The sequence below is a fragment of the Enterobacter quasihormaechei genome, assembly GCF_004331385.1.
In the GTDB taxonomy this organism is placed as follows: Bacteria; Pseudomonadota; Gammaproteobacteria; order Enterobacterales; family Enterobacteriaceae; genus Enterobacter; species Enterobacter quasihormaechei.
The window spans coordinates 57386-83833 of sequence record NZ_SJON01000016.1; the positions used below are offsets into that span (position 1 = coordinate 57386).

The following is a 26448-nucleotide window of genomic DNA, read 5'->3' on the forward strand; positions in this document are numbered from 1 at the left end:
ATAATGTGAGTACCCTGCGATGATAAATACAACAAAGCTTGATCCGATCGAAACCGCGTCCGTTGATGAATTACAGGCGTTGCAGACCGCGCGCCTGAAGTGGACGCTGAACCACGCCTACCACAACGTTCCGATGTACAAACGCAAGTTTGACGCCGCGGGCGTTCACCCTGACGATTTTAACGAGCTTGCGGACCTGCAAAAATTCCCGTGCACCACCAAGCAGGATCTGCGCGACAACTACCCGTTCGATACCTTTGCGGTGCCGATGGAGCAGGTGGTGCGTATCCACGCCTCGTCGGGCACCACCGGGAAGCCGACCGTGGTGGGATATACCCAAAATGATATCGACAACTGGGCCAATATCGTCGCCCGTTCCCTGCGCGCCGCCGGAGGCAGCGCGAAGGATAAAATTCACGTGGCTTATGGCTACGGGCTGTTCACCGGCGGGCTGGGCGCGCACTACGGTGCCGAGCGTCTGGGGGCGACGGTGATCCCGATGTCCGGCGGCCAGACGGAGAAGCAGGCGCAGCTGATCCGCGATTTTCAGCCGGATATGATCATGGTGACGCCCTCCTACTGCCTGAACCTTATCGAAGAGCTGGAGCGTCAGATGGGCGGTGACGCCAGCGCCTGTTCCCTGCGCGTGGGCGTCTTCGGCGCCGAGCCGTGGACGCAGGCGATGCGCGGCGAAATCGAAAAACGGCTGGGCATTACTGCGCTGGATATCTATGGTCTTTCGGAAGTGATGGGGCCGGGCGTGGCGATGGAGTGTCTGGAAACCGCGGACGGCCCGACCATCTGGGAAGATCATTTCTTCCCGGAAATCGTTAACCCCAATGACGGCACGCCGCTGGCCGACGGGGAGCAGGGCGAACTGCTGTTCACCACCCTGACCAAAGAGGCGCTGCCGGTGATCCGCTACCGCACCCGCGACCTGACGCGCCTGCTGCCGGGCACCGCGCGCACCATGCGCCGGATGGATCGCATCAGCGGGCGCAGTGACGACATGCTGATCATTCGCGGCGTGAACGTCTTCCCGTCACAGCTGGAAGAGGAGATCGTCAAGTTCGAACACCTTTCGCCGCACTATCAGCTGGAGGTCAACCGTCGTGGACATCTTGATTCACTTTCGGTGAAGGTTGAACTAAAACAGAGCAGCTTAACGCTGACGCATGAACAGCGCTGTCAGGTCTGCCACCAGCTGCGGCACCGTATTAAATCGATGGTGGGGATCTCAACGGACGTGACGATCGTGAACTGCGGCAGCATTCCGCGTTCCGAAGGCAAAGCCTGTCGGGTGTTTGATCTCCGTAAGGTCGCGGCTAACGGGTGAAGGAACCTCACAACATGACGGCCCCCTCTCCCTTGAGGGAGAGGGCTGGGGTGAGGGGGGAAACCCAAATTCCTGTGCTATGATTCATCCAGAAAAAAAATAACAGCAGAATGAATCACATGAATAAACTTGACGCTTTTATCCAGCACGCGGTCAGCTCGGTTCCGGTGAGCGGAACGTCGCTTATCTCCTCGCTGTATGGCGACGCGCTTTCCCATCGCGGCGGAGAGATCTGGCTCGGCAGCCTGGCGGCCCTGCTGGAAGGGATGGGATTTGGCGAGCGCTTTGTGCGCACCGCGCTGTTTCGCCTCAACAAAGAGGGCTGGCTGGATGTGTCCCGAATTGGTCGCCGCAGCTTTTACCGTCTCAGCGACAAGGGGCTGCGTTTGACCCGTCGTGCGGAAAATAAAATCTACCGTGCGGAATTGCCGGCCTGGGACGGTAAATGGCTGCTGCTGCTCTCCGAGGGGCTGGATAAAACCACGCTCGCGGATGTAAAAAAACAGCTTATCTGGCAAGGGTTTGGCACGCTGGCGCCGAGCCTGATGGCCTCGCCGTCGCAGAACCTGGCGGATGTGCAGTCTCTGCTGCATGACGCGGGTGTAGCGGAAAACGTCATCTTCTTTGAGGCCCATTCACCGCTGGCCTTATCACGCGCGGCGTTACGAGCCCGCGTGGAAGAGTGCTGGCAGCTGACTGAACAAAATACGATGTACGAAACGTTTATCCATTCGTTTCGTCCGCTGCTGCCGCTTCTGAAGGAGGCGTCGCCGGAGGAGTTAACCCCGGAGCGCTGCTTCCAGATCCAGCTGTTACTCATTCATTTTTATCGTCGCGTGGTGCTGAAAGATCCGCTGTTGCCGGAGGAGTTACTCCCTGCGCACTGGGCGGGACAGAGCGCGCGGCAGCTGTGCATTAACATCTACCAGCGCGTGGCGTCGGGCGCCCTGGCGTTTGTCAGCGAGAAGGGCGAGACCTCCGTGGGCGAACTGCCCGCACCCGGCACCCTTTATCATCAGCGCTTTGGTGGTCTGAATATCACATAAGGAGAGGGTATGCCTGTTTATCAAATTGATGGTCTGACGCCGGTCGTGCCTGAAGAGAGCTATGTTCACCCGACGGCGGTGCTGATTGGTGACGTGATCCTCGGGAAAGGCGTTTACGTGGGTCCCAACGCCAGCCTGCGCGGTGATTTTGGCCGAATCGTAGTGAAAGACGGCGCGAACATTCAGGATAACTGCGTGATGCACGGTTTTCCGGAGCAGGACACCGTGGTGGAAGAGGACGGGCATATCGGCCATAGCGCAATCCTTCATGGCTGCGTCATCCGCCGTAACGCGCTGGTGGGGATGAATGCGGTGGTGATGGACGGGGCGACGATCGGCGAAAACAGCATCGTCGGGGCGGCGGCGTTTGTGAAGGCGAAAGCGGAGATGCCGGCGAATCATTTGATCCTTGGCAGTCCGGCAAAAGCGATTCGTGAGCTGAGCGCGCAGGAAATCGAGTGGAAAAAGCAGGGCACGCGGGAGTATCAGGTGCTGGTGGACCGCTGTAAGCAGACGCTGCATCAGGTGGAGCCGCTGCGCGAAGAAGAGCCCGGACGCAAGCGGCTGGTTTTCGATGAGAATTTGCGGCCAAAATCGGCTGGCCGGGATAATTAATCGCCGATTGTGCGCGTCTTTTAAATCCGTGAGGCTGAGCTTAATACGCTTCCGGCAACGGCCGGTCAATCGACACCAGCTTTCCGCGCTTCACGGTGATATACCCCCCGGCTTTCAGATCTGCCAGCACGCGAAAAACATGCGTTCGCGACAGGTTGGTGCGTTTGATGATAAACAGCGCCAGGCCTTCATTTTCGCCCGTGTGGGTTTCCTGCCGATAGAGATAGCGGTACAGCATGTGTTTGATGGTCTGGTAGCTCGTGACCTGTCCGCGCTCGTTGTGCAGATCGATAGTAAAAATCGACATGAAGGTCAGAATAGTGGTCAGCGCCTGCACGCGTTCTGGCCCGCCGTGCAAAAATAGCTGGTCGAAATCGGCGTAGGGAATTTTTACCAGTTTAACCTTCGCACTGCTGCGATATTCAAATTTCGCTAGCGGGCAATAGCGTTCCATTAGACCGATGGGCATATATTCAATGGTATTGCCAATATTCAACCCATCTTCAGGCATTAATATCGTCAGAGAACCTTCGGTGCAGAAATAAATATAGCCTGGCTCGACGGCTAACTTTTTATTTGCGGCAACGGTTAGCGCTTCTCCTGAAGACAGGATTTGTGGAAAAAAGCGCCCAATATTGAGCTGCTGATAATAGGTATGGATGTCCTGAAAATTCACGCTAGGCCTCGTCCCGCAACGTCTGTCGTCGCATCGAGTATAGCAGGAGTCTCGTCCTGATGACGAGACAACCTCATAGCAGTCCCATATGGGACTATGATGGGAAAGTATTCTGTTTAGAATGGTCCTCAATGAGTTCGCATTAAATTATCCGCCAGCAGTAAATATCCAGGCGGCGCAATTAATCTATGAGGCCATTTAATGAAATTAACGATAATCGCTAAGCAACTGGCGCTGGCCGGTGTGTTAACATCGCTTTCGCTTTCTGCATGGGCTGAAGTGCCGCCGCAGGATGCCACACCCACAACCCAGCAGGCTAATAACGCCCTGTATAATAAACTGCCCTTTGCCGATAAAACCGATTTTGAGAACGCCCATAAGGGCTTTATCGCTCCGTTGCCGCAGAACATGATCAAAGGCGAGCAAGGAAACGTTATCTGGAACCCGGCGAAGTATGACTTCGTGAAAGAGGGTGAAAAAGCCCCGGATACGGTGAACCCGAGCCTGTGGCGCCAGTCACAGCTGATCAACATTGGCGGACTGTTTAAGGTCACCGAGGGCGTGTATCAGATCCGTAATCTCGATCTCTCCAACATGACCATCATTGAGGGCGAGAAGGGCATTACCGTTATCGACCCGCTACTAAGCGCTGAACCGGCGAAAGAAGCGCTGGATCTCTACTATGCAAACCGCGGCAAGAAGCCGGTGGTGGCGGTGGTGATCACCCATAGCCACGTTGACCACTACGGCGGCCTGCGCGGCGTGGTTGACGAAGCCGACGTGAAGTCAGGCAAAGTGAAAATCTACGCGCCCGATGGCTTTATGAAAGAGGCGGTTTCGGAAAATATTATGGCCGGAAACGCGATGAGCCGCCGTGCCAGCTATATGTACGGCAACCTGCTGAAGCCGGACGCAAAAGGCCAGGTGGGTGCGGGCCTTGGCACCACCACCTCTGCGGGTACCGTCACCCTCATCCCGCCGACCAACTACATCACCCATACCGGTCAGGAAGAAATGATCGACGGTTTGACCTACGACTTTATGATGGCGCCGGGTTCAGAAGCCCCGTCGGAGATGCTGTGGTACGTCAAAGAGAAGAAAATGATCGAGGCCGCAGAGGACGTAACCCACACTCTGCACAACACCTACTCCCTGCGCGGCGCAAAAATTCGCGATCCGCTGGCCTGGTCTAAGTACATCAACGCCGCCATTGAACGCTGGGGCGCGGACGCGGAAGTGATTATTGCGCAGCACCACTGGCCGACCTGGGGTAACGAGAATATCGTCAAGCTGATGAAAGGTCAGCGCGATATGTACCGCTACATCAACGACCAGACCCTGCGTATGGCCAACAAGGGCCTGACCCGCGATGAAATTGCCGCAGAATTTAAGCTGCCGGAATCGCTGGAGAAGCAGTGGGCGAGCCGCGGCTACTACGGCTCCGTTAGCCACGACGTCAAAGCCACCTACGTGTTTTATCTCGGCTGGTTCGACGGCAACCCGGCAACCCTCGACGAGCTGCCGCCTGAACAGGCAGCGAAGAAGTTCGTGCAGTACATGGGCGGCGCTGATGCCATTATGCAGAAAGCCAAAGCGGATTATCAGCAGGGCAATTACCGCTGGGTTGCCCAGGTGGTGAGCAAAGTGGTCTTTGCCGATCCTAACAACCAGGCGGCACGTAATCTGGAAGCCGATGCGCTGGAGCAGTTAGGTTATCAGGCGGAAGCGGGCACCTGGCGTAACTTCTACCTGACCGGCGCGCAGGAGCTGCGAAATGGCGTGAAAAAGCTGCCGACGCCGAACACCGCCAGCCCGGATACCGTGCGTGCGATGACGCCAGAAATGTTCTTCGATTACCTGGGCGTGCACATCAACGGGGTGCGAGCCGGTAACGCCAAAGCGGTGTTTAACGTCGACCTCGGTAAGGATGGCGGTAAATACAAGCTGGAGCTGGAAAACGGCGTGCTGAACCATACCGCCAACGCGCAGGCGAAGGATGCCGATGCGACCATCGTGCTTGACCGTACCACACTTAACGACATCATCCTGAAGAAAGAGACGCTGAAGCAGGCAGTGGACAAGGGTGACGTGAAGGTGAGCGGAGACGGGGCGAAGCTGGAAGAGATGCTGAGCTACATGGATACGTTTGACTTCTGGTTCAATATCGTAACGCCGTAAGTTTAGGTTTCATCCTCATAATCCTGGCGCCTTAGAAATAAGGCGCCATTTTTTTATTCACGCATCGCCAGCGCGCTCGCGCTTGCGGGGTCGAATAGCGAAATACTCTCAATCTGGTCCAGCATGATCACCTTACGGAAATCCATGGCGCTTTTTGGCTCTGAGTCGAGCGTAACCTCATGCTCGGCGTACCATTTGCTGTAGTTGTGTTCAATGCACAGCTGCATGTTTTTCCCGTCACGATAGCCGCTCAGCATCGGAATAAGCACAATATTGGCGGTTTTTTCATACTCCAGCGTGGCGGTATGGATCATGCCAATATAAATCCGCCGCGATTTCAGCGTGACGTGCGCCAGCTCGCCTTCTTCCATGCACTGATAGAGCAGCTGTTCGATACCGCTCGACTGCGCCAGCCGCTTGTACAATTTTTTCCGGCCTTCGCCGTCGAGCCGCGCGCTGCCGGCCCAGTTCGAGCGGTAGAGACAGAACAGGATCGCAAAGGCCAGCATTACCACTACCGGGGCCTGAATACCCAGGAAGCTCCAGTTCATAAAATCAATTTGCCAGTCGGCATATTTCGCAGACGTGAAATGGAAAGTGTTATCGGCGGCGGAAAGGGCGAACAACAGCAGCCACAGCAGGCCGGTGGCGATCACCCCCTGAAGGACGAAAATACAGCCATACAGCGCCACGAGAAAATAGACGTCCCAGCCAAATGAACGCTTAATTTTGAATCGCGTTGACAGGTCGCGGCTGGTGTACCAGTACCCGCATACCATCAATACCATAAATATTGCCGTTCCCATCTCAGGCCCTCTTTAGCGCGTTGACATGGCGCAGAAAGTCCTGCCGTACCTCGTTGCTTTTGTAGTTAACCGAGGCGTTTCCATCCTGGTCGATAATGATGCGGTCGCCATCCTCTACGGCTTCGATAATTTCCTGGTGACTCATGACCTGCAACAAAGATTCCGGGCTGGAAAAGAGCGCCATCAGTAAATTTTTCATCGCGTGACATCCTTATGAATTAAAAGGATAAGTCTGGAAGATAAATGGCACTTTTGCCTTAAGGTTATCCCTAAAAAAGCGGGCTGCGGTGATTGAGTCTAACTTTTATCAAAAAATGGCGCTGCGCGGGCTGCATTTAACCTGTTGAAAATAAGTAATAATAAAAAATATATTCTCCTGAACTTGGACAAATAACGCTAATTGTGTAAGTTTTAATTATGCGATTTCGCTACGTTGTTTACAGCCAGGATGTGACCCATGAGCACGTTGCCGTCCGTCATCAGTCGGTTCGTTGATTACTACACCACGCTGGATACCCAGCCACCCTCGGCGCTGGCGGAGATTTATCGCGCCGATGCCACGCTTATCGATCCCTTTGGCGAACACAGCGGGCTGTTCGCGCTTCAGCGCTATTTCACCCATCTGCTGGCTAACGTTCAGCACTGTCGCTTTACCGTCGATGCACCGTTGCAGCAGGGCGAGCGCTTTGTTGTCACCTGGATTATGCATTGGTCGCACCCGCGTATTGCCCGGGGGGCAATGCGGCAACTACCGGGCTGCTCCGTGGTAGACATGTGCGACGATCGCATTGTTCGCCAGCGCGATTACTACGATGCCGGAGAGATGATTTATGAACACCTTCCGGTGCTCGGCTGGGCCGTACGCGGCGTTAAGCGGAGAGTGAAATCATGAAAACGGTTCTGATTACCGGCGCAAGCTCGGGGATAGGGGCAGGGCTGGCGACATCTTTCGCTGACGACGGCTACCGGGTGATTGCCTGCGGGCGCGATGCGCAACGCCTGGCGGACCTGCATCAGCACAGCCCCACTATTACGGTGCGCCTGTTCGATATGACGGACAGGGACGCCTGTCGCCAGGCGCTGGCGGACTGTGCTGCCGATACGGTGATCCTCTGCGCCGGAACCTGCGAGTATCTCGATCGCGGCGAGGTGGATGCCGCGCTGGTAGAGCGGGTGATGACCACAAACTTCATGGGCCCGGTAAACTGCCTTGCCGCGTTGCAGCCGCAGCTGGTATCCGGCAACCGCGTGGTGCTGGTCAGCTCGATGGCGCACTGGCTTCACTTCCCCCGGGCCGAAGCGTATGGCGCCTCCAAGGCGGCGTTAACCTGGTTTGCCGACACGCTACGCCTCGACTGGGAGCCGAAAGGGATTGCTGTCACGGTCGTTTCACCCGGTTTTGTCGACACGCCGCTGACCCGCAAAAACGATTTTCCGATGCCGGGCCGGGTTAGCGTGGAGCAGGCCGTCAGCGCTATTCGTCGCGGTCTGGCAAAAGGGAAAGATACTATCGCGTTTCCCGCCGGGTTCAGCCTGGCGCTGCGCCTGCTTTCCGGCCTGCCCAACGTACTTCAGCGCGCACTGCTGCGCAGGATGGTGCGGCCATGAAGATTGCAATTATCGGCAGCGGCATCGCCGGATTAACCTGTGGCTGGCGGCTCGCCGGACATCATCAGGTCACGCTGTTTGAAGCGCAGGCTACGCCGGGCGGCCATACCGCAACGGTAGATGTTGACACCCCGCAGGGAACGTATGCCATCGACACCGGTTTTATCGTCTATAACGACCGCACCTATCCGCGCTTTATGGGGCTGCTCAGCGAGCTGGGCATCAGCGGGCAAAAAACGCAGATGAGCTTTTCGGTGCACAACCCGCAGAGCGGGCTGGAGTACAACGGGCATACCCTGACGTCGCTGTTCGCCCAGCGTCGTAACCTGCTGAACCCCGGCTTCTGGACGCTGCTGAAGGAGATCGTGCGCTTTAACCGGCTGGCGAAACAGACGCTTGAGGGCGAGGTTAGCGAGTCCGCCACGCTGGAGACGTTCCTGCGCCAGCACCGCTTCACGCCTTTTTTTGCCCGTCACTACATCCTGCCGATGGGGGCGGCGATCTGGTCATCGTCGCTACAGGAGATGAAACGGTTCCCGCTGCCGCTCTTTTTACGCTTTTTCGACAACCACGGTTTGCTGGACATCACCCATCGTCCGCAGTGGTACGTGGTGCCGGGCGGCTCCCGGGAGTACATCCGCGCGCTGATGGACAAGCTTGGCGATCGCCTGACGCTGCACCTCAACGCGCCGGTTCAGAAGGTTGTTCGCCACGATCGCGGCGTCGACATTGAGCGGGAAGGCGTTACGCATACCTTCGATCAGGTGATCTTTGCCTGCCACTCGGCACAGGCGCTGGCGATGCTCGCCAGCCCGACGCAGGCCGAACGCGAGGTGCTGGGGGATATCGGCTGGCAGCGTAACGAGGTAGTACTTCACAGCGATCCGCGCTGGCTGCCGGTGCGCAAGCGCGCCTGGGCCAGCTGGAACTATCGCCTCAGCGAGCAGGATGATGCCAGCGCCTGCGTTACCTACAACATGAATATTTTGCAGGGGCTGCCCGCCGGCAGTCCGCTGTTTTGCGTCACCCTTAACCCGGCAACGCCGGTGGATGAGCGCTTTGTGCTGCGCCGCTTTGTCTATGAGCATCCGCTTTTTAACCCGAAGAGCTGGCATGCCCAGGCCCGGCGCGGCGAGATAAACGGTCGCCAGCGGAGCTGGTTCTGCGGCGCGTACTGGTACAACGGCTTTCACGAAGATGGTGTGCGCAGCGCGCTGGACGTGGTGAATGCTCTCGCGGCCGGGGAGGGCAACTGAGATGAACAGTTGCCTTTACCACGGCGCATTGCGCCATCGCCGTCTTACGCCGAAAGCACACCATTTTACCTATAGCGTGTTTATGGCGTGGCTCGATCTCGATGAGCTGGACAGGCTGCCCTCCGTCGGTGTGCGGCGAAACCGCTTTGCGCCCGCGGCCTTTTATGATGCGGATTACCCGCTGGGCACGCCGCTCAAAGAGCGCGTCCTTGAGCGTCTGGAAAAGCTGACCGGAGAGCGTCCGGCGGGGCGGATCATGCTCCTGACGCAGCTGCGATATTTCGGCTTTCATTTTAACCCGGTCAATTTTTACTACTGCTATGACGGCGAAGACACTCTGCGCTGGGTTCTTGCCGAAGTGCGTAACACGCCGTGGAATGAACGGCATTACTACGCCGTGGCGGGGCAGGACGCTCCGCCGACGGAGAAAGCATTTCATGTTTCGCCCTTCAATCCGATGGACATGGTCTACCACTGGCGCTTCAACAGCCCGGACAGCACGCTGCGCATGCATATTGAAAACCATCAGGAAACGAAGGTGTTTGATGCCACGCTGACGCTACGCCGGGCGCCGCTAACGCGTGGGGCGCTGCGGGCGATGCTGGTGCGGATCCCATTGATGACCCTTAAAACCGTTTTTGCCATTTACTGGCAGGCGCTCAGGCTGTGGCTCAAGCGCATGCCGCTGCATAACCATCCCCTCAGCAGGAGTGAACGATCATGACCGATCCCGTCTTTGCGCTTGAACCCGATATCCCGCGCAACGCTCGCGTCGCGCGCTGGTTGCTTTTTCGCCTGCTGAACGGCCTGCGCGGGGGCTCGCTGACGCTCCGTGAAGGGCCCCAGACGTTCCATTTCGGCGACGCGTCCGCCGCGCTTCACGCCGAAGTGCAGGTGCGATCTCCGGGCGTCTACTGGCGCATTTTAACGGGAGGCAGCCTTGCCGCGGCACAAGCGTGGATGGATGGCGACTGGGAGACGGCCCACCTGACGCCGCTGCTGGAGCTGATTGCGCGCAATAGCCAGATCCTCGGGCAGCTGGAAAAAGGGTTTCGCCTGCTCGCGAAGCCGGTGGAGCGGCTACGGCACTGGACGCGGCGCAACTCCCGCGCTCAGGCGCGTGAAAATATTGCCGCCCATTACGATCTCGGCAACACCTTTTACGCCCATTTCCTTGATGAGCAACTCCTGTACTCCAGCGCGCTTTTTACCGGGGAAGAGCAGGATCTGGCGGCGGCTCAGCAGGCAAAAATGGCGAGGCTGTGCGACCAGCTGGCGCTCACCGCAAACGACCATCTGCTGGAAATTGGCACCGGCTGGGGGGCGATGGCGGAGTACGCCGCCCGTCACTACGGCTGTCGGGTGACCACCACCACGCTGTCGCAGGAGCAGTACCACTGGGCCACCGCGCGGATCGCGCGGGCAGGCTTGCAGGATCGCGTTGAGGTGCTGCTCTGCGACTACCGCGATCTGACCGGGGTGTACGATAAGCTGGTGTCGGTTGAGATGATCGAAGCCGTCGGCCAACGCTACCTGCCAACGTTTTTCCGCACCTGTCAGGCGCGTCTGCGTCCAGGCGGGCGGATGGCGATTCAGGCCATCACCATTCAGGATCAGCGCTACCGCGACTACAGCAAAAGCGTTGATTTTATACAGCGCTACATCTTCCCCGGCGGCTTTTTGCCCAGCATCACCGCCATGAATGACCTGATGACACGCCACACGGATTTTGTGGTGCGTAACCTCTTTGACATGGGGCCGGATTACGCCCGCACGCTCGCCCACTGGCGGCAGCGCTTCATTCACGCCTGGCAGGAGATAGAAAAGCTCGGGTTTGATGAACGTTTCCGCCGGATGTGGCTGTACTACTTCGGCTATTGTGAAGCCGGGTTTAACGCCCGCACCATCAGCGTGGTGCAGCTCACTGCGGAACGCGTATGAAGCGCTACGGGCAGGTCTTTCTGTTGGCCATCGGGTTCGATCTCTACTGGACGCTGGTGGTGCTGTTTCGCGAGCAGGGTCTGGTCATCTGGATCGCGCTGGCGGTGCTTGCCTGGCTGCTGTTACCGCCTTCGCACCGGCTATACGCCATTGTGCTGGCTGCGTCGGGCGCGCTGCTTGACGCCCTCTGGGCGCTGACCGGGCTGATTGCCTTTACCGGTGCGTCGCTAATGCCGCTATGGATGGTCGCGCTGTGGCTGATGTTTGCCTGCGTCTGGACGCAGCTAACCCGCACGACAACGCTGCCGGGCTGGCTGCTGACGGCGCTGGCGACCGTGGGCGGGCCGGTGGCCTACCTGATCGGCGAGCGTCTGGGGGCCATAACGTTCCTGGAACCGACCTTTATCGTCGTCAGCTGGATGATCCCGGGCTGGCTGGTACTGATGCTGTTTTTCCACCTGCTGATGGGGAGACAACAATGAGAAATCTGTTATTCATGCTCGCGCTGACCCTATTCACCTGTAGCGCGCAGGCGGCTGACTGGCTGATCTGGCGCAAGGTGGGCGACGCCACGCTCACCTGGGGGCCGCTTACCGTCTATACCTCTCAGCTTCTCACGCCCGACGGGCGCTACGCGGGGATAGACAGCGATAACGCGCTGATTATTACCTACGCCCGCGACATTGCTGCCGAGGACCTGGTCGAGGCGACCCGCGAGCAGTGGCAGGCGCAGGGCATTTTGCAGCAGGAGCCGCAGAGTGAAGCCTGGCTACGCATGCTGTCCACGCTCTGGCCCGACGTCACGCCCGGCGCGCAGCTCGCGTTTGTGCTGAAGGACGGACAGGGGCAATTCTGGTATCGCCCTACAGCGTCGCAGAAAAACTTTACGCCACTCGGGCCACGCCAGTCGGCAGCGTTTAGCTCGCGCTTTCTGGCGATCTGGCTCGATCCCCGCACCGAGTATCCTGAACTGCGTCAGCAGTTAATCGGAGGACCAAAATGAAACGTTTCCTGTTAATGGCGCTTGCCCTGACGATGCTGGTGGCCGGATGCAGCACCGAGGTGACAGAGTATCGTCAGCAGCAGCCGACGCTGGATATTTTCACCTATTTCCAGGGGAAAACCGAGGCGTGGGGGATGGTTCAGGATCGCAGCGGTAAGCAGATCCGCCGTTTCCACGTCGAGATCGCCGGTGATGTTATCGGCGACACGCTGACCCTGAATGAGCATTTTGTCTACGACGACGGCGAGAAGCAGCAGCGCGTGTGGCACATCCGCCGCGTTGGTCAGAATCGCTACGAGGGCACGGCGGGTGATATTGAGGGTGTGGCGTCAGGCCAGGCGGCGGGCAACGCCCTTAACTGGCGCTACAGCATGAACGTGAAGGCGGACGGCAAAACCTGGCTGTTGCACTTCGATGACTGGATGTATTTGCAGGACGGCACCCATCTGTTCAATAAGACCGAGATGAAGAAATTTGGCGTCACCGTCGCCACGGTGACGCTGTTCTTTACCCGCAAAGAGGGCGGTTAACCCTCTTCGGGCTGAGGTTTACTGCTTGAGTAGATGAAGAAGAGCGCAATACTCAGGCAGACCACGGCCCCCAGACGGCTCATTGAAAACGGAATGGCTTCATTGTTCAGCCAGCCAAAGTTATCAATCAGCATGCTCATGGCCAGCTGGCCAAGGATCACCGCTACCGTGGCAACGGCGGTGCCGATGCGCTGCACCGCGAGCACCATAATCACGATATAAGGCACGCCGCACAGGGCGCCCAGAAGCTGCCATTTGGGCACATCCATCAGGCTGACCGCCTGTTTCGGCTCAAAGAAGAAGATGAGCAGGGCGGTCACCAGCGCGCCGACGGAAAACGTCAGAAACGCGCTTTTGAAAACCCCCACGCTGCTGCCTAACTGCCCGTTAATCGCAGCCTGAATGCTCAGCGTCGCGCCGCCAATCACGGCCAGAATAATCATAATTACTGTCATAACGTTACCCCTGTGCCACGAGAATGAGCGCCGCAATGATAAACCCCAGCGCAATAATGCGTTTTGTATCAATCCTGCGGTGCGGCGTACCCAGCAGGCCATAGTGGTCAATAATCAGGCTTTTAAATACCTGACCGGCCAGAATGCCAATCATCGTCATCGCGATGCCGATCGCCGGGGTGGCAATGGTGAGAATGATGACGTAAACCGGACCGAGCACGCCGCCCAGCAGGTGCCATGACGGTTGCGCAAAAAATGAGGGGCTGTTACGCGGGCTGAAAAACAGCATCAGCAGAAACGTCAGCCCCGTCCCCACGCTGAATATGCTGAACGCAGCCCACAGATCGCCTACCTCCGCGCCCAGCGGCCCCAGCAGCCCGGCTTCCACGGACAGCCCCATGCCGCCGGCAATCACCAGTAAAATTAAAATAATGTGCATAACGCTTTTTCTCCTTTTTCCAGGCGGAGAAGATTACGTCTGAACATCATTGAGAAAAATGCCATAATGCAGGAAACACCTGTGCAGGAAATGCATTAATGATGGATGCCGGACATATCAGCATTCGCGCGCTGCTGATCTTCATCGACGTATACGAAACGCAAAATTTTTCCGTGGTCGCGCGGCGGGAAGGGATCTCCGCGTCGCAGGTTTCACGCGTGATCCACCAGCTTGAGGACGCCATCGGGCAACAGCTGTTCTACCGCAACACGCGGGCGATTATGCCCACAGAGAGCGGACATCTTTTTGTTCGCTATGCGCGGGCGATGGCCGGGAACCTGGAGGATGCGCGACGCGAGCTGGATGAACGCGCCCGCGAGCCGTCGGGCACGCTGCGCATCAATGGCCCGGTCTTTTTCGGACAACGGCACATCGCGCCGGGCCTGCCTGGGCTTCTGGCGCGTTATCCCCGTCTCTCCGTTGAACTTACCCTCACCGACGATTTTATCGATCCTCACCGCGACGCCGCGGACGTTATCTTTCGCATCGGCGCGCTGACGGACTCCTCGTTTCACGCCCGGGTGTTTGGGCAGCAGTTCTACCATCTGGCGGCCTCGCCGGACTATCTGCGCAAACATGGCGCGCCTGAGGGGCCGGACGATCTTAGCCGTCACCGCTGTCTGGTGTACCGCGGATCGTCCGGGCCTAACCGCTGGCTGATCCGGTTGCCGGGCGAGGCGTGGGTTCACTATCCCGTCGTACCGTTGATGACCTCCAATAACGCGGAAACGCTCCTGATTTCGGCGCTGGGCGGCATGGGCATTGTGCTTTTCCCCGACTGGATGGTGAGCGAACGGCTGAAAAGCGGAGAGCTGGTGGCATTGCTGCCGGAGAGGGAGTGTTCAATCAATACGGAGCCGCTGACGATTGCGGCGATTTACCCGAACGCGCGTCATCCGCCCCTGAACGTCAGGGCGGTGATTGATTACTATATTGAACGGTTCGGTACGCCGCTGTACTGGCAAACCTGAGGTTTAACGGGCAAGCTCGCGGCGGAGGATCTCTGCCCCGGCGCTTAATGCCTTGAGCTTACCGTTGGCAACCTGGCGGGAAAGGGGAGCCATGCCGCAGTTGGTCGACGGATAAAGCTTGTCTGCATCCACAAACTGCAACGCCTTGCGCAGCGTATCGGCGACCTCTTCCGGCGTTTCGATGGTTTGAGTGGCGACGTCAATCGCCCCGACCATCACTTTTTTGCCGCGGATCAGCTCCAGCAGATCCATCGGCACGCGCGAGTTGTGGCACTCCAGCGAAATGATATCGATCTTCGAGGTCTGCAATTTAGGAAACGCCTCTTCATACTGGCGCCACTCGGAGCCGAGCGTCTTTTTCCAGTCCGTATTGGCTTTGATGCCGTAACCGTAGCAGATATGTACTGCGGTTTCGCACTTCAGCCCTTCAATGGCGCGCTCCAGCGCGGCGATACCCCAGTCGTTCACCTCGTCGAAAAAGACGTTAAAGGCCGGTTCATCGAACTGAATGATGTCAACGCCTGCCGCTTCCAGCTCGCGCGCTTCCTGATTGAGGATTTTAGCGAACTCCCAGGCCAGCTTTTCGCGGCTTTTATAGTGGGCATCGTAGAGCGTGTCGATCATGGTCATGGGGCCGGGCAGCGCCCACTTGATCGGCTTGTCCGTAAGCTGGCGCAGGTACTTCGCGTCGTCGACGAACACCGGTTTCTGGCGCGCTACTGCATCCACCACGGTCGGCACGCTCGCATCATAGCGATTACGGATGCGCACCGTCTGGCGGTTCTCAAAATCCACTCCGCTCAGGTGTTCAATAAAGGTGGTAACGAAATGCTGGCGGGTTTGTTCGCCATCGCTGACGATATCAATCCCGGCGCGGAGTTGCTCGTCCAGAGACAAACGCAGCGCATCCTGTTTCCCTGCCAGTAATTCGTCGTCCTGTAATTTCCACGGCGACCAGAGTGTTTCCGGCTGCGCAAGCCAGGTGGGTTTCGGCAGGCTGCCAGCCGTCGATGTCGGGAGCAATGTTTTCATAAGTAGAAACCTTTTATCCGTATTAAATTAAAGCGTGAAGTGCTGAGACCACTGCTCAAGAAGGGTTATATAGGGTTTGATGAACCGCTCTTCGGTATATTTCCCCTGCTCAATGGCCAGACGGCTGCGCTCTTCACGGTCATAAACGATTTTGGTTAATGAGTGATCCTGCTGATTCAGGTCGGGCTGATAGCACTGCCCCGCGGCGGAATTAGCATTATAAATTTCCGGGCGATAAATTTTCTGGAACGTCTCCATCGTGCTGATGGTGCCGATCAGCTCCAGATTGGTGTAATCACGCAGTAAATCGCCGGTGAAGAAGAAGGCAAAAGGCGCGACGCTGTTCTCAGGCATGAAGTAGCGAACCTTAAGGCCCATTTTGGCGAAATACTGCTCCGTCAGCGACTCGCCGTCCGGCTGGTACTCCAGGCCCAGCACCGGATGGTGGTTACCGGTGCGGCGGTAGGTATCTTTGCTGGAAACGCTCAGGCAGATCACCGGCGCTTTTTTGAAGTTCTCCCGATATTCCGCAGAATGCACAAAACACTTAAAAATATTGCCGTGCAGCTCACCGAAATTCTCGGGGAGAGTAAAACGGGATTGATCTTTATTGTGCTCCAGCAGCAGGACGCTGAAATCATAGTCACGGACATAGGATGAGAAGTTATTCCCGACGATGCCCTCAATGCGCTCGCCGGTCTTTTTATCCACGATCGTCGTTTGCAGAATTTCGATGGCCGGGAAGGTAAATTCCCCGCCAATATTCATATCGACCGATACAATCTCCAGCTCAACGGCGTAGCGGTCCGCCTTGGGGTTATCCCAGCTCGCCAGCGCGTTAAAGCGATTGTTGATCATCACCAGCGTATTGCGCAGGTTTTCCTGACGTTTTTCCCCACGGGCGAGGTTGGCGAAGTTGGTGGTCGTGCGCGTGTTTTCTGACGGGTTATAGTTTTCATCAAAGCAACTGCGCTTAAGGGTAAATGTGAAAGCCTGACTCATTTTCGTTATGCATCCTAAGTTCATGTTGCCGGGACGTTATCAATGCATAATTTATGCCTGAGCCACTGGCGCAGGGGAAGTGACTTAATTTCACTGCGTCATGAGGGTTCTTCATGAACTGCGCAATTCAGGTATAATCCCCCGACATTTCCAACCGGTTTAAACGATCATGACAAAACTCACCCTACAAGAGCAGATGCTGAAAGCGGGCTTAGTCAGCAGCAAAAAGATGGCGAAGGTCCAGCGCACGGCAAAAAAATCCCGCGTCCAGGCTCGCGAGGCGAGAGAAGCCGTTGAAGAGAATAAGAAAGCGCAGCTTGAGCGTGACAAGCAGCTGAGCGAACAGCAAAAACAGGCGGTGCTGGCCAAAGAGTTTAAGGCGCAGGTGAAGCAGCTGATTGAGATGAACCGCATCACCGTGGCGAGGGGCAACATCACCTTTAACTTTACCGACGGCAACCTGATCAAAAAAATCGATGTTGATAAGCAGACCCAAACCCAGCTGATTAACGGTCGTCTGGCCATTGCCCGTCTGGTGATCAACGCGAATGGCGACTGTGAATATGCGATTATTCCGGCGGTGGTAGCGGATAAAATTGCCCAGCGCGATGCGGACAGCATTGTGCTAAACAGCGCGCTGAGTCAGGAAGAGCAGGACGAAGACGATCCGTACGCAGACTTCAAAATCCCTGACGATTTAATGTGGTAAACCTCGTTCAGAATGGCGCGGCGTGACGGGCATTCATGGTCTCGCCGCTCAGCGGATGCATAAAACTCAGTTCGCTTGCATGCAGCATCAGCCGGGGCGTTTCTTCAGCGCCCGGCCATTCCAGGCCCCCATACAGATCGCACCCCAAAATAGGGTGGCCTAACTGCTGGCAATGAATGCGCAGCTGGTGGGTGCGCCCGGTCTCCGGGATAAGTTCCACGCGCGTCAACGGCATTTTCGTATCCTGGTATAGACGTTCCACCACCCGGTAGCGGGAGCGGGCGGGTTTACCGGTGAGTGAACAGATCGTCATCAGCGGAAACAGCGCCGGATCTTTGGCAATCGGCGCATCCACGGTCCCTTCATCCTCTTCCACATGTCCGCACAGCAGGGCGGTGTAAACCTTGCTGACGGCGCGCTGGCTGAACTGGTGACAAAGCGCGGCGTTAATCGCCTTGTTACGCGCAATGACCATCAGGCCCGAGGTGCCAAAATCAAGGCGATGCACCAGCGTGCAGCCAGGAAAGGTTTGCACCAGACGATGGTGAACGGAATCGCGGTTTTGCGGATTTTTCCCAGAGAGGCTAAGCAGGCCGGAAGGTTTGTTGATCAGCAGCAGATGTTCGTCCTGCCATAAGATCTCAATGTCGTCGTGACAGGGTGGTGCAATAAAAGTATCGATAATGACAGACATCAGGCCGCCCGGCTGGAGAGTGGGTGCGGATGATAACGAAATATGCAGGAAAAGAAAAACCCTCCCACCGGGCGGTGAGAGGGGGAGATCTTAGGCAGCGACCAGGCTGTCGATAGCGGCTTTCGCGTCGGACTGCGCTTTGGTAGCCACTTCCGGGCCGTAAGCGATACCTTCAGCGAACACGAAGTTCACGTCGGTAATGCCGATGAAGCCGAGGAACAGCGTCATGTACGGTGCCACCAGGTCGGTTGGGGTATCTTTGTGAATACCGCCGCGGCTGGTCAGGACGATAGCGCGTTTACCTTTTACCAGACCTTCCGGGCCGTTCTCGGTGTAACGGAAGGTTACGCCAGCGCGCGCCACCAGGTCGAAGTAGTTCTTCAGCTGGGTAGGAATGTTGAAGTTGTACATTGGGGCGTTGATCACGATAACGTCGTGCGCCTGCAATTCAGCAATCAGCTCGTCGGAGAGCGCCAGGGCTTCCTGCTGACGTGGGGACAAAGGCGCATCGCTCGGACGCAGCGCGCCAACCAGCTCGCCGTCCAGCACAGGAATCGGGTTTGCCGCCAGGTCGCGAACGGTGATTTCATCCGCAGTATGCTGTTCGCGCCACTGCTCAACGAAATAGTCGGACAGCTGACCAGACTGTGAGTACCCTGCCAGAATACTGGATTTCAACACTAATACTTTGCTCATGGGAAATTCCTGTTTTGTATTTGATTGAAGGGGGTTGCCCCGTTGCTTGTTGACACTTTATTCACAATCCTGCCACAGGGATAGCGCAATATATCGAAGTCTATGTTCGAATTTTTTGAATAAGGCGCGAAAAGCGTTGATGTGGTACTCTATAGCAATCATTAAAAAGAGATTTTATCCGGCAGTGCACTGCCCGTTAACGCTATGACAGAACAACAAAAATTGACCTTCCCGATGCTGATGCAGCAGCTTAATTCGCTGATGCTGCGCGATAAACAGCGGTTTGCGCGCCGCCTGCACGGCGTTAAGAAGGTTAAAAATCCTGATGCACAACAGGCCATTTACCAGGAGATGGCCAAAGAGATTGAACAGGCGGCAGGGAAGGTTGTGCTGCGCGAAGCCGCACGCCCGGAGATCACCTACCCGGAAAACCTGCCCGTCAGCCAGAAAAAACAGGACATTCTTGAGGCCGTACGCGACCACCAGGTGGTGATTGTCGCGGGCGAAACCGGTTCAGGTAAAACAACCCAGTTGCCGAAAATCTGCATGGAGCTGGGCCGCGGGGTGAAGGGGCTGATTGGCCATACCCAGCCGCGTCGTCTGGCGGCGCGCACCGTGGCGAACCGTATTGCCGAAGAGCTGCAAACGGAGCCGGGCGGCTGCATCGGCTACAAGGTGCGATTCAGCGATCGCGTCAGCGACAACACTATGGTTAAGTTGATGACCGACGGTATTCTGCTGGCGGAAATCCAGCAGGATCGTCTGCTGATGCAATACGACACCATCATCATCGATGAAGCGCACGAGCGCAGCCTGAATATCGACTTCCTGCTCGGCTACCTGAAAGAGCTGCTGCCGCGCCGTCCGGATCTGAAAATCATCATCACTTCCGCGACCATCGACCCGGAGCGCTTCTCAAAACATTTTAACAATGCGCCGATTATTGAAGTGTCGGGCCGCACCTATCCGGTGGAAGTGCGCTATCGCCCGATTGTTGAAGAGGCGGACGATACCGAGCGCGACCAGCTTCAGGCCATCTTTGATGCCGTCGACGAGCTGGGCAACGAGAGTTCGGGCGACATTCTGATCTTTATGAGCGGCGAGCGCGAAATCCGCGACACCGCCGATGCGCTCAGCAAGCGCGACCTGCGCCATACTGAGATCCTGCCGCTGTACGCGCGCCTGTCGAACAGCGAGCAGAACCGCGTGTTCCAGCCGCACGGCGGGCGCCGCATCGTGCTGGCGACCAACGTGGCCGAAACTTCGCTCACCGTGCCGGGCATCAAATACGTGATCGACCCTGGCACGGCGCGCATCAGCCGCTACAGCTACCGTACCAAGGTCCAGCGCCTGCCGATCGAGCCGGTATCGCAGGCATCGGCGAATCAGCGTAAGGGGCGCTGTGGCCGCGTGTCGGAAGGGATCTGTATTCGTCTCTATTCGGAAGACGATTTCCTGTCGCGCCCGGCGTTTACCGACCCCGAGATCCTGCGCACCAACCTGGCGTCCGTTATTCTGCAAATGACCGCGCTGGGGCTGGGCGATATCGCCGCCTTCCCGTTTGTGGAAGCGCCGGACAAGCGCAATATTCAGGACGGGGTGCGCCTGCTGGAAGAGCTGGGCGCCATCACCACCGACGAGCAGGCGACGGCCTACAAGCTAACGCCATTAGGCCGTCAGCTTAGCCAGCTCCCGGTCGATCCGCGTCTGGCGCGCATGGTGCTGGAAGCGCAAAAGCATGGCTGCGTGCGCGAGGCGATGATCATCACCTCGGCGCTCTCCATTCAGGATCCGCGCGAGCGCCCGATGGACAAACAGCAGGCGTCGGATGAAAAACACCGTCGCTTCCACGATAAAGAGTCTGATTTCCTGGCCTTTGTGAACCTGTGGAACTATCTCGGCGAGCAGCAAAAAGCGCTCTCTTCGAATCAGTTCCGCCGTCAGTGCCGGGTGGATTTCCTCAACTACCTGCGCGTGCGCGAGTGGCAGGATATCTATACCCAGCTGCGCCAGGTGGTAAAAGAGCTGGGCATCCCGGTGAACAGTGAACCGGCGGAGTACCGCGAAATTCATATCGCCTTGCTGACCGGCCTGCTGTCCCATATCGGGATGAAGGATGCCGATAAGCAGGAGTATACCGGGGCACGTAACGCGCGATTCTCGATCTTCCCGGGCTCGGGCTTGTTCAAAAAGCCGCCGAAGTGGACCATGGTTGCCGAGCTGGTGGAAACCAGCCGTCTGTGGGGGCGAATTGCCGCACGCATCGATCCGGAGTGGGTTGAACCGGTGGCGCAGCACCTGCTGAAACGCTCGTACAGCGAGCCGCACTGGGAGCGCGGGCAGGGCGCGGTGATGGCAACCGAAAAAGTCACCGTCTATGGCCTGCCGGTGGTCGCTGCGCGGAAGGTTAACTACAGCCAGATCGATCCGGCGTTAAGTCGCGAGCTGTTTATCCGCCATGCGCTGGTGGAGGGCGACTGGCAGACGCGCCACGCGTTCTTCCGCGAAAACCTGAAGCTTCGCGCCGAGGTGGAAGAGCTTGAGCACAAGTCCCGCCGCCGCGACATTCTGGTGGACGACGAGACGCTGTTTGAGTTTTACGACCAGCGCATCAGCCACGATGTGATCTCAGCGCGCCATTTCGACAGCTGGTGGAAGAAAGCCAGCAAAGAGACCCCGGACCTGCTCAACTTCGAAAAGAGCATGCTGATCAAAGAGGGCGCGGAGTCGGTCAGCAAGCTCGACTACCCGAACTTCTGGCATCAGGGGAACCTCAAGCTGCGGCTGACCTATCAGTTTGAGCCGGGCGCGGATGCCGATGGCGTGACGGTGCACATTCCGCTGCCGCTGTTAAACCAGGTGGAAGAGAGCGGGTTCGAGTGGCAAATTCCCGGCCTGCGCCGCGAGCTGGTGATTGCGCTGATTAAGTCGCTGCCAAAGCCGGTACGGCGCAATTTTGTGCCAGCACCGAACTACGCCGAAGCCTTTTTAGGCCGCGTCACGCCGCTGGAGCTGCCGCTGCTGGACGCGCTTGAGCGCGAGTTCCGCCGTATGACCGGGACCACCATTGACCGCGAGGACTGGAACTGGGATCAGGTGCCCGATCACCTGAAAATCACCTTCCGCGTGGTGGACGATAAAAACAAAAAGCTGCTTGAAGGCCGCTCGCTTTCGGAACTGAAGGACGCCCTGAAGGGCAAAGTGCAGGAAACCCTGTCTGCCGTGGCGGACGACGGTATCGAGCAGAGCGGGCTGCATATCTGGAGCTTTGGTCACCTTCCGGAAAGCTACGAGCAGAAGCGCGGGAACTACAAGGTGAAAGCCTGGCCTGCGCTGGTGGATGAGCGCGACAGCGTGGCGATTAAGCTCTTTGACAATCCGCAGGAGCAGCAGCAGATGATGTGGCGCGGGCTGCGTCGACTGCTGCTGCTCAACATCCCATCGCCAATTAAGTATCTGCACGAGAAGCTGCCGAACAAAGCCAAGCTGGGGCTGTACTTTAACCCGTACGGCAAAGTGCTGGATCTGATTGACGACTGCATCTCCTGCGGCGTGGACAAGCTGATCCACGAGGCGGGCGGTCCGGTCTGGACGGAAGAGGGCTTTGCTCAGCTTCATGAAAAGGTGCGCGCGGAGCTGAACGATACCGTGGTAGAGATTGCGAAACAGGTCGAGCAGATCCTCACCGCCGTGTTCAATATCAACAAGCGCCTGAAAGGGCGGGTGGATATGACCATGGCGCTGGGGCTGTCGGACGTGAAGGCGCAGATGGCCGGGCTGGTCTATCGCGGTTTTGTGACCGGCAACGGCTTTAAGCGGCTGGTCGATACGCTGCGTTATTTGCAGGCGATTGAAAAACGTCTGGAGAAAATGGCGATCGATCCGCATCGCGACCGGGCGCAGATGCTGAAAGTCGAAAACGTGCAGCAGGCATGGCAGCAGTGGCTGAACAAACTGCCGCCGGCGCGTCGGGAGGATGATGACGTGCAGGAGATCCGCTGGATGATCGAGGAGCTGCGCGTCAGCTTCTTCGCTCAGCAGCTTGGCACGCCGTACCCGATTTCGGACAAGCGTATCTTGCAGGCGATGGAGCAGATCTCCGGCTAAAACCTTTGCCCGGTGGCGCTGCGCTTACCGGGCCTACGGAAGAACATGTAGGCCGGGTAAGGCGTGGCTGCCACCCGGCTTTTTATCGTTCCACCATCGCCAGCGTAAACCCATCCCATCCCTTAACGCCCACCGTTTGCAGCGCGGTGGCGGTTAAGCGTGGGTTATCTCCAGTCATCTCGATAAACTTCCGTACCCCCTGCACGCGTGCATCGTCGCTTTGCCCGTTAACTACCTCGCCGTCGCGCACCACGTTATCGCCGATAATGACCGTGCCGGGACGGGAGTAGTGCAGCGCCCACTCCAGGTAGCCGGGGTTGTTTGGCTTATCGGCATCAATAAAGATCAGGTCAAAGGGCGGGACATCACCGAAATTCTCGAGCGACTTTAGCGCCGGGCCTTCAATCAGTTCTATGCGATCGCCGAGTCCCGCAAGATGAATATTTTGGCGTGCAACTGCGGAATGTGTCGGGTCCGCTTCTAGCGTAATCAGCTTTCCGTCCGGCGGCAGGGCACGCGCCATCCAGATTGAGCTATATGCACCAAGCGTACCGATCTCCAGAATGCGGCGGGCCTGCGTCATGCGGACAAACAGCGCCAGCAGTTGCCCCTGATTTGCGGCAACGTCGTGCTCGGGTAAACCGGCGCGTTTGTTGTTTTCAAGAACGTTCTGGAGAACCTCATCTTCAGGAATAAGCGACGAAATCATGTAATTATCTACTGAACACCACTGCTGTTGCATAGATTGACTCCTTGGGGGATCGCCAGATGCGAAGTGTAGGCCGGGTAAGGCGTAGCCGCCACCCGGCATGTTTTCACGCACTGGCCCAACCGCCGCCCAGCGCTTTATACAAATCAATTTGCGCCAGCAGCAGGTTATTTTTCACCTGAACCACGCTGGTCTGCACCGAGAATAAGGTGCGCTGCGCGTCGAGCACATCCAGATAGGAAGAGTACCCGTTGCGGTAGCGGTTTTGCGCAATCCGCAGCGTCTCCTGCGCGACCTGCTGCTGTGCCAGCAGCTCGGTAAGCTGTTCCTGATAGCGGGTGATGGCATCAAGGCTGTCATTCACCTCGACAAACGCGTTACGTACGGTTTTTTCGTAGCTGTATAGCGCCTGATTGCGCTGGGACTGAGAGATATCCACCTGTGCATTCAGCGCCTGACGGTTCAGCAGCGGCGCAAGAATGCTGCCGCCCACGCTCCAGAGCTGTAGGGGGTTATCCAGCAATCCCGACAGCGTGCGATCCTGCACCGATCCCGTGGCCGTGAGGTTGATGGACGGCAGCAGGCTGGCGCGCGATGACGCCAGCGTCGCGTCCGCCGCAACGAGCTGACGTTCCGCCTGGACGATATCCGGACGTCGGTTAAGTAACGTCGACGGCAGTTGTGAAGGCAGTTTCAGCGGCGTCAGGGCGTCGAAGCTTTCACCGCGCGGAACGTCACCCGGATTGCCGCCAAGCAGCAGTCTAAGCGCATTCTCCTGTTGCGCAATCTGGTGCTGAAGAAGTGGAACCTGCGCGCGGGTAGCGCGCAGCTCAGAATCCGATTGCATCAGCTCAAGGCGAGAGCTGTATCCCGTCTCAAACTGCCGTTTAGCAAGGTTAAATGCCTCTTCACGCGACTTCAGCGTGGAACGGGTCACGCGAAGCTGTTCATCCAGCGACAGCAGGGTGACGTACCCGGAGGCCACCGACGACGCGACGGTAAGATCTGCCGCCGCAGCCGCCGCTTTTTGTGCCTCCAGCGATGCTTCAGCGGCACGGGCGGTGCCGCGGTTTACGCCCCAGATATCCACGTCGTAGCTGGCGGTCAGGCTACCTTTATACAGCGTACCGTATACCGGAAGCCCGGTGGCGGCGGACTGCGAACGCCCGCGCGTTCCCGTCACGCCCGCATCTAGCGACGGAAACAGGCTGCCGTCGGCGGCGTACACCCGGGCCTGATACTCATTAATCCGCTCGCGGGCAATCAGCACGTCGCTGTTGTTCTTCAGCGCCTGATCCACATAGCGGTTCAGATGGCTGTCGTGAAAATTGCGCCACCAGAGCTGCTCTGCCGGGCTGGACGGCCCCGACGTGGCGCGCCACTGGGCCGGAATGTGCAGTGACGACGTGGCGGGCTCAACGTCTACCGACTGGCAACCCGCCAGGATAGCCATCATCAGCAGGCCAGCTATCGGGCGAAGCGTCATTGTTTCGCCTCCCGCGTGTCGATGGTGACCTGCACCGACATGCCAGGGCGCAGCAGCCGGTAGTCCTCCGCCTCACCGAGAACCTCAATGCGCACCGGGATGCGCTGGGCGATTTTGACAAAGTTGCCTGTGGCGTTATCCGGGGTGATAGCGCTGAACTCCACGCCAGTGGCCGGGGAAATGCTCTCTACGCGCCCCTGATAGGCTTTATCGTTCAACGCATCGACGGTGAATTTCACCGGCTGGCCGACGCGTATATTCGCCAGCTGCGTCTCTTTGATGTTGGCGATCACCCAGTGCTGCGGCGGAACCAGCGTGGTCAAGTGCGTTCCGGCAGTGACGTACGCCCCCAGACGCACCGCAACCTGCCCGAGCTGGCCGTCGCGCGGGGCGACAATTCGGGTGTTTTGCAGATCGATCTGCGCCAGTTCCAGTGCGGCTTTGGCATTTTCAACGTCCGCTTCCAGCGAACCGCGATTAACGATGACCGTTTGTAAATCCTGGCGCGACATCTCAAGCGTCGCTTTTGCCTGATCGATATCGGCGCTACCCTGCGCGGCACTCGCCAGCGCTGCATCGCGCTCGCGGATGGACAGGGAGCCGTCTGCGGTCAGATCCTTCACGCGCCTCAGATCCGCCTGGGTTTTCAGGCTTTGGGCACGGGCGTTTTTCAACGCCGCCTCGTTTCTGGCAATCACCGCTTCCGCACTTTTGCGCTGTTGCAGGTTGTTGTTCAGGGCAGCGATTTTCATTGCCAGCTGCGCCTCGGCCTGATGGACGCGCTGGCGATAGATCCGGTCGTCAATCTGCAACAGCAGGTCGCCTTTTTTGACCTGCACGAAATCCTGAACGTGTACCTCGGTAATGTAGCCGTTTACCTGTGGACTGATGAACGTTGTCTGGCCGCGCACGTAGGCGTTATCGGTGAACTGCGCGTGACGCGTGAACGGAGGCAACTGCCAGGCATAAAGGATCACCAGCACCCCGACAATACCGATGGCCGCGGCGGTGAAAATGGACACGACGCGCACGTTTTTACGGGTGTTGGCCTGCTCTTTGGCGGCATCCTGCTGACTCATAACCTCTCCTGAAA

General features: G+C 57.7%; 27 protein-coding genes. 15 read left to right on the plus strand and 12 right to left on the minus strand.

From position 1 onward, the window contains the following. Nucleotides 1–19: 19 nt before the first annotated feature. The 3 genes from paaK (at nucleotide 20) to paaY (ending at nucleotide 2997) form a co-directional block, all read left to right on the plus strand. On the plus strand, nucleotides 20–1336 hold the full coding sequence (gene paaK / locus E0L16_RS17770) for a phenylacetate--CoA ligase PaaK (protein WP_131637609.1): 1317 nt from the start codon (nucleotides 20–22) through the stop codon (nucleotides 1334–1336). Nucleotides 1337–1446: 110 nt separating this feature from the next. Beyond that, nucleotides 1447–2382, plus strand: coding sequence for a phenylacetic acid degradation operon negative regulatory protein PaaX (gene paaX / locus E0L16_RS17775; protein WP_131637611.1), 936 nt, complete (start codon nucleotides 1447–1449; stop codon nucleotides 2380–2382). 9 nt (nucleotides 2383–2391) lie between these two features. Continuing rightward, entirely contained in the window at nucleotides 2392–2997 is a 606-nt protein-coding gene (paaY, locus tag E0L16_RS17780; protein ID WP_107535296.1) for a phenylacetic acid degradation protein PaaY, read from the plus strand. 40 nt (nucleotides 2998–3037) lie between these two features. Here paaY and E0L16_RS17785 read toward each other — a convergent pair whose 3' ends face one another. Next, complete coding sequence (locus E0L16_RS17785) at nucleotides 3038–3673, minus strand: helix-turn-helix domain-containing protein (protein ID WP_131637613.1); 636 nt, start codon at nucleotides 3671–3673, stop codon at nucleotides 3038–3040. A gap of 201 nt (nucleotides 3674–3874) precedes the next feature. On the opposite strand from E0L16_RS17785, the gene E0L16_RS17790 reads away from it, so the two are divergent. Continuing rightward, nucleotides 3875–5851 carry an alkyl/aryl-sulfatase gene (locus E0L16_RS17790; protein WP_131637615.1) on the plus strand — a complete coding sequence of 659 codons (1977 nt, stop codon included), beginning with the start codon at nucleotides 3875–3877 and terminating at the stop codon, nucleotides 5849–5851. A 53-nt stretch (nucleotides 5852–5904) separates the two neighbouring features. Here the strand turns inward: E0L16_RS17790 and E0L16_RS17795 are convergent, their stop codons facing one another. Both E0L16_RS17795 and E0L16_RS17800 read right to left on the minus strand, forming a co-directional pair. Further along, nucleotides 5905–6657: a hypothetical protein gene (locus E0L16_RS17795; RefSeq protein ID WP_063866783.1), complete on the minus strand. Its 753-nt coding sequence runs from the start codon at nucleotides 6655–6657 to the stop codon at nucleotides 5905–5907. A gap of 1 nt (nucleotide 6658) precedes the next feature. After that, nucleotides 6659–6856: a hypothetical protein gene (locus tag E0L16_RS17800; protein WP_022648035.1), complete on the minus strand. Its 198-nt coding sequence runs from the start codon at nucleotides 6854–6856 to the stop codon at nucleotides 6659–6661. A 258-nt stretch (nucleotides 6857–7114) separates the two neighbouring features. Here E0L16_RS17800 and E0L16_RS17805 point away from each other — a divergent pair, with 258 nt between their 5' ends. Genes E0L16_RS17805 through E0L16_RS17840 form a run of 8 tightly spaced genes read left to right on the plus strand, consistent with a single transcriptional unit; the run spans nucleotide 7115 to nucleotide 12995 of the window. Continuing rightward, complete coding sequence (locus E0L16_RS17805) at nucleotides 7115–7549, plus strand: nuclear transport factor 2 family protein (protein WP_063451410.1); 435 nt, start codon at nucleotides 7115–7117, stop codon at nucleotides 7547–7549. Further along, nucleotides 7546–8265 (plus strand): SDR family NAD(P)-dependent oxidoreductase, encoded by a 720-nt coding sequence (locus E0L16_RS17810; RefSeq protein ID WP_131637617.1) that lies wholly within the window; start codon nucleotides 7546–7548, stop codon nucleotides 8263–8265. The genes E0L16_RS17805 and E0L16_RS17810 overlap by 4 nt, the downstream gene beginning before the upstream one ends. Beyond that, on the plus strand, nucleotides 8262–9521 hold the full coding sequence (locus E0L16_RS17815; protein ID WP_131637619.1) for an NAD(P)/FAD-dependent oxidoreductase: 1260 nt from the start codon (nucleotides 8262–8264) through the stop codon (nucleotides 9519–9521). The genes E0L16_RS17810 and E0L16_RS17815 overlap by 4 nt, the downstream gene beginning before the upstream one ends. 1 nt (nucleotide 9522) lies before the next feature. After that, nucleotides 9523–10245, plus strand: a complete 723-nt coding sequence (locus tag E0L16_RS17820; protein WP_131637621.1) for a DUF1365 domain-containing protein — start codon at nucleotides 9523–9525, stop codon at nucleotides 10243–10245. Then, complete coding sequence (locus E0L16_RS17825) at nucleotides 10242–11462, plus strand: SAM-dependent methyltransferase (RefSeq protein WP_131637623.1); 1221 nt, start codon at nucleotides 10242–10244, stop codon at nucleotides 11460–11462. The genes E0L16_RS17820 and E0L16_RS17825 overlap by 4 nt, the downstream gene beginning before the upstream one ends. After that, nucleotides 11459–11944, plus strand: coding sequence for a DUF2878 domain-containing protein (locus E0L16_RS17830; protein WP_063866778.1), 486 nt, complete (start codon nucleotides 11459–11461; stop codon nucleotides 11942–11944). The genes E0L16_RS17825 and E0L16_RS17830 overlap by 4 nt, the downstream gene beginning before the upstream one ends. Then, a complete protein-coding gene (locus E0L16_RS17835; protein ID WP_131637625.1) occupies nucleotides 11941–12465 on the plus strand; it encodes a chalcone isomerase family protein in 525 nt (174 codons plus the stop codon). Before E0L16_RS17830 ends, E0L16_RS17835 begins: the two co-directional genes overlap by 4 nt. Then, a complete protein-coding gene (locus E0L16_RS17840) occupies nucleotides 12462–12995 on the plus strand; it encodes a DUF3833 domain-containing protein (protein ID WP_131637627.1) in 534 nt (177 codons plus the stop codon). The genes E0L16_RS17835 and E0L16_RS17840 overlap by 4 nt, the downstream gene beginning before the upstream one ends. Here E0L16_RS17840 and E0L16_RS17845 read toward each other — a convergent pair. Both E0L16_RS17845 and E0L16_RS17850 read right to left on the minus strand, forming a co-directional pair. Then, a complete protein-coding gene (locus tag E0L16_RS17845; protein ID WP_131637629.1) occupies nucleotides 12992–13450 on the minus strand; it encodes a DMT family transporter in 459 nt (152 codons plus the stop codon). The two genes, E0L16_RS17840 and E0L16_RS17845, sit on opposite strands and share 4 nt — an antisense overlap. 4 nt (nucleotides 13451–13454) lie before the next feature. Beyond that, nucleotides 13455–13889, minus strand: a complete 435-nt coding sequence (locus tag E0L16_RS17850; protein ID WP_003857304.1) for a DMT family transporter — start codon at nucleotides 13887–13889, stop codon at nucleotides 13455–13457. A gap of 98 nt (nucleotides 13890–13987) precedes the next feature. Between E0L16_RS17850 and E0L16_RS17855 the strand changes: the two genes are divergently transcribed. After that, nucleotides 13988–14920 carry a LysR family transcriptional regulator gene (locus E0L16_RS17855; protein WP_131637631.1) on the plus strand — a complete coding sequence of 311 codons (933 nt, stop codon included), beginning with the start codon at nucleotides 13988–13990 and terminating at the stop codon, nucleotides 14918–14920. A 3-nt stretch (nucleotides 14921–14923) separates the two neighbouring features. On the opposite strand, the gene E0L16_RS17860 is transcribed toward E0L16_RS17855, so the two are convergent. Both E0L16_RS17860 and E0L16_RS17865 read right to left on the minus strand, forming a co-directional pair. After that, nucleotides 14924–15952: a methionine synthase gene (locus E0L16_RS17860; RefSeq protein WP_063866773.1), complete on the minus strand. Its 1029-nt coding sequence runs from the start codon at nucleotides 15950–15952 to the stop codon at nucleotides 14924–14926. Nucleotides 15953–15979: 27 nt separating this feature from the next. Further along, entirely contained in the window at nucleotides 15980–16954 is a 975-nt protein-coding gene (locus E0L16_RS17865) for a DUF1852 domain-containing protein (protein WP_131637633.1), read from the minus strand. A 169-nt stretch (nucleotides 16955–17123) separates the two neighbouring features. Between E0L16_RS17865 and E0L16_RS17870 the strand changes: the two genes are divergently transcribed. After that, entirely contained in the window at nucleotides 17124–17663 is a 540-nt protein-coding gene (locus E0L16_RS17870) for a DUF2058 domain-containing protein (RefSeq protein ID WP_063451397.1), read from the plus strand. 7 nt (nucleotides 17664–17670) lie between these two features. Here the strand turns inward: E0L16_RS17870 and E0L16_RS17875 are convergent, their stop codons facing one another. Together E0L16_RS17875 and azoR are read right to left on the minus strand one after the other, a co-directional pair. Further along, on the minus strand, nucleotides 17671–18357 hold the full coding sequence (locus E0L16_RS17875; RefSeq protein WP_131637635.1) for an RluA family pseudouridine synthase: 687 nt from the start codon (nucleotides 18355–18357) through the stop codon (nucleotides 17671–17673). 90 nt (nucleotides 18358–18447) lie between these two features. Then, nucleotides 18448–19053, minus strand: a complete 606-nt coding sequence (gene azoR / locus E0L16_RS17880; protein WP_063451395.1) for an FMN-dependent NADH-azoreductase — start codon at nucleotides 19051–19053, stop codon at nucleotides 18448–18450. A 204-nt stretch (nucleotides 19054–19257) separates the two neighbouring features. Between azoR and hrpA the strand changes: the two genes are divergently transcribed. Next, nucleotides 19258–23160, plus strand: coding sequence for an ATP-dependent RNA helicase HrpA (hrpA, locus tag E0L16_RS17885; RefSeq protein ID WP_131637637.1), 3903 nt, complete (start codon nucleotides 19258–19260; stop codon nucleotides 23158–23160). Between the two features lie 82 nt (nucleotides 23161–23242). On the opposite strand, the gene E0L16_RS17890 is transcribed toward hrpA, so the two are convergent. The 3 genes from E0L16_RS17890 to E0L16_RS17900 all read right to left on the minus strand — a co-directional run bounded on the left by E0L16_RS17890 (nucleotide 23243) and on the right by E0L16_RS17900 (nucleotide 26434). Next, complete coding sequence (locus E0L16_RS17890; RefSeq protein WP_131637639.1) at nucleotides 23243–23902, minus strand: O-methyltransferase; 660 nt, start codon at nucleotides 23900–23902, stop codon at nucleotides 23243–23245. Between the two features lie 73 nt (nucleotides 23903–23975). Then, nucleotides 23976–25355, minus strand: a complete 1380-nt coding sequence (locus tag E0L16_RS17895) for an efflux transporter outer membrane subunit (RefSeq protein ID WP_131637641.1) — start codon at nucleotides 25353–25355, stop codon at nucleotides 23976–23978. Next, a complete protein-coding gene (locus E0L16_RS17900) occupies nucleotides 25352–26434 on the minus strand; it encodes an HlyD family secretion protein (protein WP_107535312.1) in 1083 nt (360 codons plus the stop codon). Before E0L16_RS17900 ends, E0L16_RS17895 begins: the two co-directional genes overlap by 4 nt. Nucleotides 26435–26448: the final 14 nt, after the last annotated feature.

Excerpts from the sequence above, each read along its gene's own strand:
- E0L16_RS17830 (WP_063866778.1), top strand. The coding sequence starts at position 11,459 with ATGAAGCGCTACGGGCAGGTCTTTCTGTTGGCCATCGGGTTCGATCTC.
- E0L16_RS17845 (WP_131637629.1), bottom strand. The coding sequence starts at position 13,450 with ATGACAGTAATTATGATTATTCTGGCCGTGATTGGCGGCGCGACGCTG.
- E0L16_RS17835 (WP_131637625.1), top strand. The coding sequence starts at position 11,941 with ATGAGAAATCTGTTATTCATGCTCGCGCTGACCCTATTCACCTGTAGC.
- E0L16_RS17850 (WP_003857304.1), bottom strand. The coding sequence starts at position 13,889 with ATGCACATTATTTTAATTTTACTGGTGATTGCCGGCGGCATGGGGCTG.
- E0L16_RS17890 (WP_131637639.1), bottom strand. The coding sequence starts at position 23,902 with ATGCAACAGCAGTGGTGTTCAGTAGATAATTACATGATTTCGTCGCTT.
- paaY (WP_107535296.1), top strand. The coding sequence starts at position 2,392 with ATGCCTGTTTATCAAATTGATGGTCTGACGCCGGTCGTGCCTGAAGAG.
- E0L16_RS17840 (WP_131637627.1), top strand. The coding sequence starts at position 12,462 with ATGAAACGTTTCCTGTTAATGGCGCTTGCCCTGACGATGCTGGTGGCC.
- E0L16_RS17900 (WP_107535312.1), bottom strand. The coding sequence starts at position 26,434 with ATGAGTCAGCAGGATGCCGCCAAAGAGCAGGCCAACACCCGTAAAAAC.
- E0L16_RS17875 (WP_131637635.1), bottom strand. The coding sequence starts at position 18,357 with ATGTCTGTCATTATCGATACTTTTATTGCACCACCCTGTCACGACGAC.
- E0L16_RS17860 (WP_063866773.1), bottom strand. The coding sequence starts at position 15,952 with ATGAAAACATTGCTCCCGACATCGACGGCTGGCAGCCTGCCGAAACCC.
- hrpA (WP_131637637.1), top strand. The coding sequence starts at position 19,258 with ATGACAGAACAACAAAAATTGACCTTCCCGATGCTGATGCAGCAGCTT.
- E0L16_RS17870 (WP_063451397.1), top strand. The coding sequence starts at position 17,124 with ATGACAAAACTCACCCTACAAGAGCAGATGCTGAAAGCGGGCTTAGTC.
- E0L16_RS17795 (WP_063866783.1), bottom strand. The coding sequence starts at position 6,657 with ATGGGAACGGCAATATTTATGGTATTGATGGTATGCGGGTACTGGTAC.
- paaK (WP_131637609.1), top strand. The coding sequence starts at position 20 with ATGATAAATACAACAAAGCTTGATCCGATCGAAACCGCGTCCGTTGAT.
- E0L16_RS17810 (WP_131637617.1), top strand. The coding sequence starts at position 7,546 with ATGAAAACGGTTCTGATTACCGGCGCAAGCTCGGGGATAGGGGCAGGG.
- E0L16_RS17820 (WP_131637621.1), top strand. The coding sequence starts at position 9,523 with ATGAACAGTTGCCTTTACCACGGCGCATTGCGCCATCGCCGTCTTACG.
- paaX (WP_131637611.1), top strand. The coding sequence starts at position 1,447 with ATGAATCACATGAATAAACTTGACGCTTTTATCCAGCACGCGGTCAGC.
- E0L16_RS17855 (WP_131637631.1), top strand. The coding sequence starts at position 13,988 with ATGATGGATGCCGGACATATCAGCATTCGCGCGCTGCTGATCTTCATC.
- E0L16_RS17865 (WP_131637633.1), bottom strand. The coding sequence starts at position 16,954 with ATGAGTCAGGCTTTCACATTTACCCTTAAGCGCAGTTGCTTTGATGAA.
- E0L16_RS17805 (WP_063451410.1), top strand. The coding sequence starts at position 7,115 with ATGAGCACGTTGCCGTCCGTCATCAGTCGGTTCGTTGATTACTACACC.
- azoR (WP_063451395.1), bottom strand. The coding sequence starts at position 19,053 with ATGAGCAAAGTATTAGTGTTGAAATCCAGTATTCTGGCAGGGTACTCA.
- E0L16_RS17790 (WP_131637615.1), top strand. The coding sequence starts at position 3,875 with ATGAAATTAACGATAATCGCTAAGCAACTGGCGCTGGCCGGTGTGTTA.
- E0L16_RS17895 (WP_131637641.1), bottom strand. The coding sequence starts at position 25,355 with ATGACGCTTCGCCCGATAGCTGGCCTGCTGATGATGGCTATCCTGGCG.
- E0L16_RS17815 (WP_131637619.1), top strand. The coding sequence starts at position 8,262 with ATGAAGATTGCAATTATCGGCAGCGGCATCGCCGGATTAACCTGTGGC.
- E0L16_RS17825 (WP_131637623.1), top strand. The coding sequence starts at position 10,242 with ATGACCGATCCCGTCTTTGCGCTTGAACCCGATATCCCGCGCAACGCT.
- E0L16_RS17800 (WP_022648035.1), bottom strand. The coding sequence starts at position 6,856 with ATGAAAAATTTACTGATGGCGCTCTTTTCCAGCCCGGAATCTTTGTTG.